At 40.5% G+C, this 12,715-nt stretch carries 10 protein-coding genes; 3 read left to right on the top strand and 7 right to left on the bottom strand.

The window, feature by feature from the left end; genetic code table 11:
* Nucleotides 1-44: 44 nt before the first annotated feature.
* The 6 genes from M2387_RS06270 to ssuE form a co-directional block, all read right to left on the bottom strand.
* Complete coding sequence (locus M2387_RS06270) at nucleotides 45-1,256, bottom strand: MFS transporter (protein WP_259047930.1); 1,212 nt, start codon at nucleotides 1,254-1,256, stop codon at nucleotides 45-47.
* Complete coding sequence (locus tag M2387_RS06265; protein ID WP_259047928.1) at nucleotides 1,253-2,707, bottom strand: hypothetical protein; 1,455 nt, start codon at nucleotides 2,705-2,707, stop codon at nucleotides 1,253-1,255. Before M2387_RS06265 ends, M2387_RS06270 begins: the two co-directional genes overlap by 4 nt.
* Nucleotides 2,704-3,975: a class-III pyridoxal-phosphate-dependent aminotransferase gene (locus M2387_RS06260; protein ID WP_259047926.1), complete on the bottom strand. Its 1,272-nt coding sequence runs from the start codon at nucleotides 3,973-3,975 to the stop codon at nucleotides 2,704-2,706. The genes M2387_RS06265 and M2387_RS06260 overlap by 4 nt, the downstream gene beginning before the upstream one ends.
* Before the next feature lie 99 nt (nucleotides 3,976-4,074).
* Nucleotides 4,075-5,073, bottom strand: coding sequence for a thiaminase II/PqqC family protein (locus M2387_RS06255; RefSeq protein ID WP_259047925.1), 999 nt, complete (start codon nucleotides 5,071-5,073; stop codon nucleotides 4,075-4,077).
* A gap of 12 nt (nucleotides 5,074-5,085) precedes the next feature.
* The gene (locus M2387_RS06250) at nucleotides 5,086-6,066 is read right to left on the bottom strand and encodes an iron-containing redox enzyme family protein (RefSeq protein WP_259047922.1); all 981 of its coding nucleotides are present in this window, start codon (nucleotides 6,064-6,066) and stop codon (nucleotides 5,086-5,088) included.
* Between the two features lie 680 nt (nucleotides 6,067-6,746).
* The gene (gene ssuE, locus M2387_RS06245) at nucleotides 6,747-7,340 is read right to left on the bottom strand and encodes an NADPH-dependent FMN reductase (RefSeq protein WP_259047921.1); all 594 of its coding nucleotides are present in this window, start codon (nucleotides 7,338-7,340) and stop codon (nucleotides 6,747-6,749) included.
* A 251-nt stretch (nucleotides 7,341-7,591) separates the two neighbouring features.
* On the opposite strand from ssuE, the gene pyrD reads away from it, so the two are divergent.
* Both pyrD and M2387_RS06235 read left to right on the top strand, forming a co-directional pair.
* The gene (gene pyrD / locus M2387_RS06240) at nucleotides 7,592-8,602 is read left to right on the top strand and encodes a quinone-dependent dihydroorotate dehydrogenase (protein ID WP_259047920.1); all 1,011 of its coding nucleotides are present in this window, start codon (nucleotides 7,592-7,594) and stop codon (nucleotides 8,600-8,602) included.
* Between the two features lie 152 nt (nucleotides 8,603-8,754).
* Nucleotides 8,755-9,300: a cell division protein ZapC gene (locus tag M2387_RS06235; protein WP_259047919.1), complete on the top strand. Its 546-nt coding sequence runs from the start codon at nucleotides 8,755-8,757 to the stop codon at nucleotides 9,298-9,300.
* Here M2387_RS06235 and M2387_RS06230 read toward each other — a convergent pair.
* Nucleotides 9,297-10,409, bottom strand: coding sequence for a YcbX family protein (locus M2387_RS06230; RefSeq protein ID WP_259047917.1), 1,113 nt, complete (start codon nucleotides 10,407-10,409; stop codon nucleotides 9,297-9,299). The genes M2387_RS06235 and M2387_RS06230 overlap by 4 nt on opposite strands.
* A gap of 179 nt (nucleotides 10,410-10,588) precedes the next feature.
* Here M2387_RS06230 and rlmKL point away from each other — a divergent pair, with 179 nt between their 5' ends.
* Entirely contained in the window at nucleotides 10,589-12,715 is a 2,127-nt protein-coding gene (rlmKL, locus tag M2387_RS06225) for a bifunctional 23S rRNA (guanine(2069)-N(7))-methyltransferase RlmK/23S rRNA (guanine(2445)-N(2))-methyltransferase RlmL (RefSeq protein ID WP_259047915.1), read from the top strand.

The following is a 12,715-nucleotide window of genomic DNA, read 5'->3' as shown; positions in this document are numbered from 1 at the left end:
CTCACTTAGTAATAAGTGAGGGCTCAGAGTAATGACAGTTAAAATTAAGATTTTATATCGCGGCGTTTAATCAAAATTGCTGTCGTTATAAGGAATACTGCTGACAGAAGCAGGCAAAAATTGGCATTACCCGTAATCCAAAACAATGTATGCATACAGCTTTCACCGACAGCTCCTGAAAGTGCCATTAATCCAAGATAGAACACCTTCCGTTCCTGAAAGTCTGTTTTTACCGCTAATCCATATAGTTGAGGAAATGCGATATAGCCTCCAAACGAAATGACTATTATCGCGACAGAGCAATATAAAAAGTTATCTTTGAATAATGGAATTAAAAATAATCCAGCGGCAAGTATGGCCATTCCGATAAATGCGTTCTGAGCCGTGTTTTTAGTGAATATTTTTATCCGGTTAAAAATAAAGAAAAATAAAACCACGGCAGCGGCATCCAGTGAAAACCAGACGTTTATGCCTTTCATACCAAAAAAAACAGAATCCAGTGAGGGGATAATAGCATAAAAGGTAGAGCAAGCGGCCCAGACACTGACGCATGCGAGCCAGATGTAGAGGAAATTAAAATCAAATTTATGGTGAAGATTTATTTTGGGAGGAGCAGAGCTTAATGGACTTGATAAATTATTCTTGTTGTTAAATAGTATAAATGCTATTAATAAAATGAATGATATTGACGCAGATATTAAAATTGCTATCTGATAATTTTTCCTCGACAACAAAGCAAGAAATGGCGTTATAAAAGCTGCAGCATTAATTAACATAAAATGGATATTGAAAATATCATGCTCAATTTTATTATGCATTTCTATTTTGTATTTTTTATCTTCCTCTTCAAGTAAACTGATAATCATCATAGTGGTTGCACCGCCGACAGTACCAGTAAAAAAAGAGAAAAAATAGATATGAGATAGTTCCACCGTCTGGCTCATATAAACAAGTGAAAAAACCTCTAAAACCAAAGAGACATAAAGAATTTTTTCTTTATGTATAAATGAAGAGATATAGCCAAATAAAACGGGCGTTCCACGATAAAAACTAAACAAAAGCAGATAAAATAAACCCATATCAGAAGAGGTAATTACACCTTCACCGAAGAGATTAAGCGGCATCACGACAGATATACAGAAGAATAAAAAACGCTCAAATGTATGAATGCTAAGAATGATAGCAATGCGCTTTTTAGACTGAGTAACATTTTTAATTTCAATGTCTGGTTTATTAATATTAATAACAGGATTCATAAGGTAGCTGGTTCCAAATAATCTTTACGCTCAATATAAATACGCTGATGTAACTCTTCCCATGCGCGATGATTTAATTCAAGCATCCATGCAAGGATATGAAGCGATTTTTTTTGTTCGGCATTATCAATTGAATGAATGTTAGAGAGGAATAATCGTGATAAATATTGATGATCTAACTCGATATTTAGCTGTTCATGTTTCCTTGAGGCAACATTGAAGGAGTCTTGTAATATAGTACTATTGATTAAAACATCATTTATTTGCGAAGGCTCTCCAGGTATTCCTTCAGTGATCATTACTGACGTAAAATATGACAACAGTTCTGAAGATGACAGATAAGTAAATGCATCACAAAAAACTTGTGTTAAAGGAAGTGGAAGGTGGTTGTCTAAATACTCTTTTGTCACACCCAGATTTATACAGGTTTCGAGTTCGTAAATTTCGTGTCCGACCTCTTCTTCATAGTATCGGGTGAATGATTTTTTTATTGAATCATTTAATCGCTTTGAAATCATCGGGGCGATAGTTTCTGTAAATCGATAGTTTATAAAATATTCCTGAATATAACAGGCCGGGGCCAATAACTCATGATTCTCTGGTTTTTTAAGTTCTTTGAGAAAATTAGATTCACCTGCGTGGATAGAATGTTCACGAATAAAATTTTCGCTCATCAACGCAAAATTTATCCCTGATACTGTCTCATAAAAATCATTTAGTTGATAGCCTGCCCGTTTTGCATTCAGATCAAGGGAATATATTAAAAGTGATTTAAAAGCATAAAGACAAGACTCAATGTCTCTATTTGAGTAAATATATATAAAATCAGAATTGATAACAATATTTGGCGAGTAGTCCTGCCTGTTTAAATATGCAAGTATTGAATTCATGAATTCATTGATTAATGTATAACCATAAGGGTTGTTGTTCTTTGCATTTTGCATCAGAATACATAAAGAGATAAAATAAAAATTATCAGATCTCCATGTTTCATCACTGACTACTCTTTCATTTGACATGTTTTTTAATAAGTTAATGGTTAAGAGTATTTCAATATTTGTTGATTCTTTATTCGCTGAGATCGTTTCCAAAAAAGCGGTGGTATAGTTTTTTAATAAAGAGTGAACCTTCAATCGAAAAGATTTCTTTTCTTTTTCACTGGTTAGTATTGTATCATTGTTAAATATGTACCCATGGGTATAAAGCGTATGAATGACTTCTTCAAGAGCATTATTACCGAGAGCAATCATAAAGTTAGCGCTTTTAAAATTTGAAAGAGATATCAGACACTCAACAATAAATAAAGTTTCATTGTAAGATGATGTTTTTATTCTGAATAAATCAGAATTAGTATCAATGATAATAACGTCATTATCTATCGAGATATCGCTTCTTTTTATGTTTATATAGGGATGACTATACTGGCTTATAAACCAGAGAGCTTCTTTCATAGTAACCTCGAATAGGTTGCACTATAATTCAACAGCGCTGAATTAAATACATCAAGAATAAAATAGCTTGATTCCTCACTAATTATTAACGGTGGTGTTAACACCAGTGTATTCTCTCGATGAGCTGAATAATTAACCAAAATGTTATTTTTGCAGTAACATTCCCAGCAATAACCGGCTAAGTCTGGTATATTGTGGCTAAAGGTTAATGTTATAAGTAATCCAATGCCTTCAATTGATAATGGGATATTATATTTTGTAGCACAAGTTTGAAACCCTTTACGTAATAACTGACTTGTTATCACAACCTGTTGGCATATATTATGATCGGCGAGATAATCGAATGAGGCAATGCCAAGAGCAATACCTGCACTGTAACCAGAATAAGTAGAGCCATGAATTTTTGCACAGCCTTTATGACCAAACAGGCTGGCATGTACAGCTGTGGTGCTTATTGTTACAGCCAGAGGTAATAAGCCATTTGTCATTCCTTTTGAAAAAATAATAAGATCAGGGTATAAACCAAAAGCCAGATGTGAATAAGTACTGATATGTCCGCTACGCCCCCAGCCTGTCTGAACCTCATCAACGATAAGAAGAGTTCCATGCTGATGACATAAGTGGTGCAGTTGCTTTAAATCTTCACTATCCCATGTGTATCCACCTCCTACCCCTTGAGATATCTCAAGCACTAATGCAGCATATTCACCCGTTTGCAATAACAGACTAATGGATTCAATATCTCCTGGACTGACAAGAGAAACATGACTTTCTCTTTCAGGTAGTGTCTGTGCCCAAATGTCAGACCCATTAAGCAACATGCTTTGCAGCGTTAATCCATGATACCCTCGCTCAACAGAGATAAACTTAGAGCGTCTGGTATATGACATAGCCATTTTTAAAGCCGTCTCAACAGCCTCGCTACCACTAGAGGAAAAATGTGCTTTGCTGTCTCTTTGGGGGAAACTATTTATTATTTTCTCTGCGAGAATTGCAGAGGGATAATTTGCACCAAAAGGAAAAGTTGACGGTATATTTTTCGATAGATGGTTTTTTAATATTTTTATAAAATGAGGATTGTTGTGTCCAAATGGAATAGTGCCAAACCCAGCGACGCAATCAAGCCAGCAAACATTATTACTATCGTAGAGATATTCATTTTCAGCTTTCGACCATGTTCCAGGTAGTTCCATTATTGATAACGTCTCGACCCAGTAAGGGTTTATATAGTCAGAATAACGTCGTTTTTTAATTAGTCCATTAGACATAATATACCCTCACTTTGGAGCAGAAACTATATTCTTCATATTCATGACGCTTGTGAATGGCGTCTGTAATTAATTCGAATTTATAGGAAGGGAAGTTTTTTAAGAAAAAATACGGTATAAATCAACATCAGGATGGCTATAGTAATCAACGATTTCCTGATCCTGTTTATGTAGCATCTCTACCAGACTATGGATATTAATTAGTGTTGTGATCTGCTCTTCATTTGATATCACGGGAATGGTCTTTAAAAGCGTCTCGGTTATAGTATCATGGCTTTCTTGTTCATTTATATCAGAATGCTTAATGATGGGTTTATAAAACCCGGATGGAATGTCTAGTTTTTTACAACAATCAACAAATAATTCATTAAATTCTGTGGATGGAGTTTCAAATAAAAAAAGAGCACTAAAAAAGCTTAAACAATGTTGTCTTGAATAAACGCCCAGACTTATACAGGATGAAAAAGTTGAGGCAAGTGGCTGGCGTTGTAATATAGTTTCTCTTGGAACCCCGATAGCCTCCAGAGAAGCAAGCATCATGACATCATGATCATACTCATCAATAAAAAGTTTAATAAGTTGTTTATTTGCTTGCTCATTAACGATTTGACTTAATGACGGTGCTATCAAACCAGGAGCCATTTTTACTAAGTGATAATACTCCATCGCAAAGCCGATTAACTCATTACGAGTGATTTTTCCTTCTTGCATTCTTATATAAAAAGGAGAGCTATTTAGTTCGTACTGCAAGTTTCTAACCATTGGCAGTAGTTTTACATGATAAAAATCCTCCCCTGTACAATATTCATCAGTAGAGGGTTCTTTTCCTTCGTCTAATAGTCCGAGGCGGTCCAGTTCACGGAGTAAATCATTAATATCGCCAAGAGTTGTCTGATACTGATGATTCAGTTGTTCAGTGGTAAATGTTTCTTTCTGTATTGTTAATAAAAATGAAATCATGTCTGAGGTGGATATCTCATCATAGAGAAGACTACAACTCTGGTCACGATATTCTATTAATATTTCTTGTTCACCCTCAGAGAATGTTACGCCGGATCTTAATCGCGGCTTTTCGAATAAACGATGAGATAGGTTCATTATGATATCCTTTTACTTTATCAGACGTAATAGTTGTTCACAGGAGGAATAATGCTGCCATACTGATAAATAAAATTTATTATAAATGTCTATAAACAGATATGTTTGTGCTTTCAATCTATCTACATCAGCACGAGATACTGCTGGAATATTTTTAAATAACTCCCTGCCTAAATTTCCATGTTCAGCATTCAGGTTTATCATTGAATGTTCTTTAATATAATAGATGAACTCAGTAGGGACTATACTGTTATTTTCCATTGCGTTAACATAGGAATCCAGCTTGATATCTTTACCTTCTAAAATACCTAACGTGGTATAAAAGAACAAAGGGTCATTTGCAGACCAATAGGCCAGAGTATTACATAACGCCAAGGATTCAGGTAACGGAACTGTTTTAAATATTTCCTCCCTTGTAATTCCAACGGTATTGAGTGATTTCAAGATAAGTTCATCATGACCATATTCCTCACAAAAAAATTCATTCATTAATACACGCGTATTTTTTGAACCCTGCCATGAGAGTATCGGGGCATCAAACCAGCTTTCTCGATAGAGGAAATGATAGTTTTCAATCGCCAGACCGATAAATACATTAAAAGGGACTTCTTCAGGTGTCTGGCATTTGGTCCAAAAAATATTTTTATATAAAATTTCGTATAATAATTTGTTTTGTAAGTCTTCTACTTCAAGAAGACACTCTATTCCTGAAACAAAATCAACTTGCTGATTCTTTAAAAGAAGGCCAAATTCTGATAAGCCATCGACTAACTCAAGGAGTTTCTTATAATCGGTATCTTGAATATTATATTTATTTACTAACTCTTTAATAGTATACATACCATTAAATCTGTTCAGTATTTTTAATGTCAGATCATGTTCGAAAGGCAGTGGCCCTATTGTGAATTCTTCATTACCACGTACTGCAATAATAACTTCGTCTTGTATGCTGAGCGAACAATAAAGTTTTGGCTTCAAATTACCATAATCCATGGTTTCCTCCCTGATGAGTGTCAGAGCAGTTATCGCTTTGAGTAATCGATTTTATACTGCTGATATGCCATAACTTTTTATATTTTTCACCTGTCCCCGGTGAGTTACCTTGACCGACTAATAAATACTATTCAGGCACCGAATGATGCCTGAATAGTGTTACTTACAGATGGTGTGGCAGAAGAATAGGACGAGGTTTTTTAGGTATGATAATAATGGTTTTATTTTGCATTTATATTACTCCTTGTAATTGAATGGTTAATATCAGTACGGATAACAGCAGTGCCTACACCTTTATTTCTATCATTAATGTGAGGTGATAGCCACTATGATCTTGATGTTATTTTTTTAATTTAATTAATAAATATTTCATTTGTCCAATAAATTTGGAACAGTTGTGTTTTTATTTTAAACCGTTTTTCTATGAAGGTGGAGGGAGTAAGTTATTGTATAATTTGGGAGTTTTTCAGACAAAGGGGATTTAATGAAAGTAATTATATGCCCGGCTTAATCAGCGTTATTTTTAATGTGGCAACTAATAGGTCTGTATAAGAATAATGAGGATTACATTCGATGATTGTTAAATAGTCGAGTCAATCATCCAGATTATAATTTAATGGCTCTCTTAATAAGAGAGCATACACTTAAGCATTCGGCGTCATTAACACAGACTGTTTACTCTATGACGCTATTTGTACTTCAGCATTGGTAATGACTTGCTGAATTAATAAGTCGCTAACGTTTATCTTTCTTCGCTGCAATGCCTGTAAGAAAAGATTTAATGAGCCATCCAGCCTTAGTTTCAGGTCAGGGGTGAATTGCGGTTTATGCTGGTAGTCAGTAACCTGGCTATCGTCGGCGAAAACGCCGTGTAAAATCTCCTGCGCTTTCAGTGCATTCAAGACCGGCTTCAGAGCGTAGTCGACCGCTAACATATGGGCAATAGTACCACCGCTGGCGAGTGGGAGTACCACTTTGTTGTCCAGTGCCCGCTCAGGAAGCAAATCAAGCAATGTCTTCAGGCCGCCTGAAAATGAAGCTTTATAGACAGGTGTCGCGATGATAACACCATCCGCTGTTGCCAGTTGCTCGGTCAGTGTTTGCAGTGCCGGGCTATCAAAACGCGCATAAAGAAGGTCTTCAGGAGCAAAATTTTGTAGATGCCAGTGATAAACCTCCACATCCAGCTTGCGTAGTTGCTTACGGGCATATTCCAGTAACGCACTGGAACGTGACGGAAAACGGGGGCTTCCGGCCAGGGTTATTACTCGCATAACGTCTCCTAATCACTGATGTATTCGCAAAGATACTTGCCGTAGATAGCTCGATGACTGAATTCTGTCAGAGAGACGGTTTTTATCTAAATGACTTTTCCAGCATTTAAAACCCAAAAATGTGCATACAGAAGATATTCAGAGCATCTCATTGAGTGATTCTGTATTTTTTGCGTTCAGTCAATTCCAATCAGGCAGGAGATAGTGAATAATACTGCCCCGGTCTGCATACCGGGAATCCAGGAGAAGTCATGTTCTACCCCTTCGTTCGCAAAGCTCTATTTCAGCTCGATGCTGAACGCGCTCATAATCTGACCTTTCAACAGCTTCGTCGTATCAGTGGTACGCCTTTTGAAAGAATCATTCGTCAGAATCTTCCATCAAAGCCTGTAACCTGTATGGGGTTGACCTTTAAAAACCCTCTCGGTTTAGCCGCGGGCCTGGACAAAAACGGTGAGTGTATCGATGTACTGGGTGCTCTGGGTTTTGGTTTTATCGAAATCGGCACCGTAACGCCACGCCCACAGGCGGGGAATGATAAGCCACGAATTTTCAGACTGCCTGAGGCAGAAGGTCTGATCAATCGTATGGGCTTTAATAACCAGGGGGTGGACAACCTGGTAGAGAACGTCAAAAAAGCGCATTTTGATGGGATTTTAGGGATCAATATTGGTAAAAATAAAGATACCCCGGTAGAGCAGGGGGAAGATGATTATCTGGCTTGCATGGATAAAATTTATCCTTATGCAGGTTATATCGCTATCAATATCTCATCACCGAATACCCCAGGACTTCGTACACTGCAATATGGCGATGCGCTGGATTCGCTGCTAAGTAGTATTAAAACTAAACAGCAGCAGTTACAGGAACTACATCATAAATATGTCCCGGTAGCCGTGAAAATTGCACCGGATCTTACTGAAGAAGAACTGGTCCAGGTTGCTGATAGTTTGGTCAGACATAATATTGATGGCGTCATCGCAACCAATACCACACTGGACAGAAGTTTAGTTCAGGGGATGAAATATTGTGATGAGGCGGGGGGCCTGAGCGGTCGTCCGGTTCAGCTAAAAAGCACGGAGATTATTCGCCGCTTATCTCAGGAATTAAATGGTCGCTTACCGATAATTGGTGTAGGTGGTATTGATTCAGTGATTTCGGCGCGTGAAAAAATGGCGGCGGGTGCCTCTTTAGTACAAATATACTCAGGATTTATTTACAAAGGTCCGTCACTGATTAAAGAAATTGTCACGCATCTGTAAATAATTGCCACTTCCAAGGAACCAGGACTTTATTTTCAGTCCTGGTTGATTTATATTCATCAGTTGGTGCTTATTTAGACATATTTGAAATTTTTTATTAAGGACGAATATTCAATTAGCAATAGGAATGGGCTTAATACAAGGAAAGCATAATGCGAATTAAACCAGACGATGACTGGCTATGGTATTTTGATGAAGAGCATGATCGAATGATGCTCGACCTGGCTAATGGAATGCTTTTTCGTTCACGTTTCCCCCGCAAAATGTTAACGCCCGATGCTTTTGAAAAATCAGGTTTTTGTGTCGACGATGCCGCGTTATATTTTTCCTTTGAAGAAACCTGCCGTAACTTAATATTAAGTGATGAACAACGCGCTGAGCTGGTTTTAAATGCCCTGGTGGCTATCCGTTTTCTAAAACCACAGATGCCCAAAAGCTGGTATTTTGTGACGCATAATAGCAATGACTGGCAACCCGAAGTGGGGGCAGCTGCTTGTGCCTGGCTGAATGATAACTGGCAACAGGTTAATCTGCTGGTGATTGAAACCGGTGATAATGCAGCACTTTGCTTACTGGCTCAGACCGAACTGAATCTTGCCGGACGAACAATGCAGCTCGGTGATGTGATTAAAGTGATGAACGACAGACTGAAACCCCAGTCTGACGTCCAGTATATGGGGCTTGAATACGCAGTTTAGTTTGGTTCGAGGGACAAGTTTCCTGTCGGTACACAGCTGCAACTTAAAGCCGTCCCGTCAGCTGCAACAGCACCTTTTTTTAGCGCATGGAGTTCACCGTCCAGTACGCGAATTCGGCAGCTACCACAGATCCCCGCTCTACAGGAATAAGGGACTTTAATCCCTTGTTGTTCCAGTTGTTCAAGCAGAATTTGCTGGTTATTCCCCTGAAAAGTTTTCCCAGCCCAATCAATGGTCACCAGATTACTGGCGACAGTTCGCTCGGGCACAGTCTCCGCGACAGTACCCGCACCGTATATTTGTGGAGGTTTAGTGGCGAGCACTTCCACCTCATCACCGACACGGATAACACCACTCTGACGTGCAATCAGATTCTGGCCAAAATCAACCTCGCTGTTGCCTTGTGCGGTACGGAAACTTTGCAGCGTTGTCAAGGGTTCACCGCCTGGATGACGACGTCCGCGCTCCGGGCTAATGGTCGTAAACACGCAGCGACTGCAAGGTTTCACGACATCAAAAGTGACGCCGCCGATACGTATAACCCGCCAGCCGTCTTCAGCCCAGGCGGGAATACCCGTGACAACCAGATTTGGGCGAAACTGATTCATCGCGACGCTGGCCGGGCAGCGCTTCTGCAAGTCGCGTAATGACGCTTCGTTAGTCAGTAAATAAGGAAAACCGTCCGCAAAGGAGAGGGGCACTTCTTCATGCTGCTGTACACGGCGTGTCAAATGCTCACCAACCCAACGCAATTGTACCGGGCGAGGGAAAAATCCGCTTAGCCAGTCGTTTATTTCTGCCGGGGCTATTTGTGCTGTAAAGTGATTTCCCCAAACCTCAGTGGGTGCAGGTGCGGAGGTAAAGTCGGCGAAACGAATGGTCGCTGTACTGCCATCGGGGGCGCTCAGGTAAAGTCCGTCATGTAACAGAGCCGGTGTAAACAGTACCATTTGCGGATAAAGGCGCGCAGTAATAAAGGTACCATCGGGTTCTGTTATCATAAAAATGCGGTCGAAAGCGGCTCCACTGGCTGATATCTGGCTATGGGAAAGTGCCAGGCCACGCATCGATTTTACCGGGTAGATATGAAGCTGAGATAAGCTAATCATGTGATCCTCTGTCAATATACCCGCCATATTGTAAGTTGTTCGGTGTGGATTTCGTAAGTTTACACACCAAAATATTGAATTAATCAGGGTATAGAGAAATTAACCCGGGCAACTTTATGACATGCGTGGCGGATTAGCTATAATGCGGGACAATTTTCTTTTTTTTGATAAGTGACGATATGAATTCTCTGTTTGCCAGCACGGCGCGTGGTCTTGAAGAGCTATTAAAAACTGAACTAGAAAGCTTAGGCGCGCTGAACTGCAGAATTGTGCAGGGCGGCGTACATTACCAGGGAGATTCACGTCTTCTTTACCAAAGCTTGATGTGGAGCCGTCTGGCATCACGTATTTTGTTACCGCTGACGGAATGTAAAGTCTATAGCGATCTTGACCTTTATCTCGGGGTACAGGCTATCGACTGGCCGGCATTATTTGGGCCGGAAGCGACCTTTGCGGTGCACTTTAGTGGCTTGAATGACACTATCCGTAATAGTCAGTACGGCGCGCTGAAAGTAAAAGATGCCATTGTTGATTCTTTCACCCGCAAAAACTTGCCACGTCCTGATGTTAATCGTGAAGCACCGGATCTGCGCATTAATGTCTGGCTGAATAAAGAAACGGCCAATATCGCTCTCGATTTAAGTGGTGAGGGGCTGCATCAGCGTGGCTATCGCGATGAGACTGGCGCAGCACCGATTAAAGAGACCCTGGCCGCTGCGATTGTCATGCGTTCAGGCTGGCAGCCAGGCACGCCACTACTTGATCCAATGTGCGGTTCAGGTACTTTGCTGATTGAAGGGGCGATGATAGCCACCGATCGTGCACCTGGCTTGAAGCGTCAGCGCTGGGGCTTCCTGAACTGGGCGAAGCATAATCATGAATTATGGGAAGAAGTGAAAACTGAAGCACAACGCCGGGCGCGCGAAGGTGCTCGTCAGTATACTTCTCGCTTCTTTGGTTCTGATAATGACAGACGAGTGATTGAGCATGCGCGATCTAATGCCCGTCGTGCAGGTCTGGCAGATCTTATCCAGTTTGAGATGAAAGACGTCACTAAACTGACCAATCCATTACCGGAAGGACCTGTCGGAACACTCATCAGTAACCCTCCTTATGGGGAACGTCTGGAAAGTGAACCGGCCCTGATTGCGTTGCACAATTTATTGGGTCGCCGATTTAAAGAGCAGTTTGGTGGCTGGCACTTATCTTTATTCAGCGCCTCACCAGAACTGTTAAGCTGCCTGCAACTGCGTGCCGATCGTCAGTTTAAAGCGAAAAATGGCCCGCTTGATTGCGTACAGAAAAACTATACGCTTGCCGTACATGTTCCAGGAAGCACGGGAGCGGCCAGTCAGATTGCTGACGATTATGCAAACCGCTTGCGTAAGAATGCCAAAAAACTCGATAAATGGGCCCGCCAGGAAGGGATCAGCTGCTATCGTATCTATGATGCTGACCTGCCAGAATACAATGTTGCTGTCGATCGTTACGGTGACTGGGTTGTGGTACAAGAATATGCTCCACCGAAAACCGTGGATCCTCAGAAAGCTCGTCAGCGTTTGTTTGATGTGATTGCTGCAACACAAAGTGTACTGGAACTGCCGGGTAATAAATTAGTTCTGAAAACGCGTGAGCGTCAGAAGGGCAAAAATCAGTATCAAAAAATGGGTGAGAAAGGCGACTTTATGGAAGTGAGCGAATATGACGCGCGCTTATGGGTCAATCTTACAGATTATCTTGATACTGGTCTGTTCCTCGACCACCGTATTGCACGTCGTATGTTAGGTGAAATGAGCAAAGGGAAAGACTTCCTGAACCTGTTTGCCTATACCGGCAGTGCGACGGTTCATGCCGGTCTCGGTGGTGCACGTACCACCACGACAGTTGATATGTCACGTACCTATCTTGAATGGGCAGAACGTAACTTACGGCTTAATGGTTTAACAGGGCGTCCGCATCGTTTGATTCAGGCAGACTGTCTGAGCTGGTTACGCGAAAGCGACGAACAGTTTGATCTGATATTTATCGATCCTCCGACGTTTTCGAACTCCAAACGTATGGAAGATAGTTTCGATATACAACGCGATTATCTCGACTTGATGAAAGATCTTAAACGCTTATTACGTCCTGGTGGCACGATTATGTTTTCCAATAATAAGCGTGGTTTTAAAATGAATTTAACGGGTCTTGCGGAGCTCGGGTTAGTTGCACAAGAAATTACCCAGAAAACGCAGTCGCAGGACTTTGCACGTAATCGCCAGATCCATAATTGCTGGTTAGTCACTCACGAATCCCGGAAGTCATAG

The sequence above is a fragment of the Klebsiella sp. BIGb0407 genome, assembly GCF_024807845.1.
Classification (GTDB): Bacteria; Pseudomonadota; Gammaproteobacteria; order Enterobacterales; family Enterobacteriaceae; genus JGM124.
Note: the sequence above shows the minus strand (reverse complement) of the source record. Positions and strands in the feature narration are given on the sequence as shown.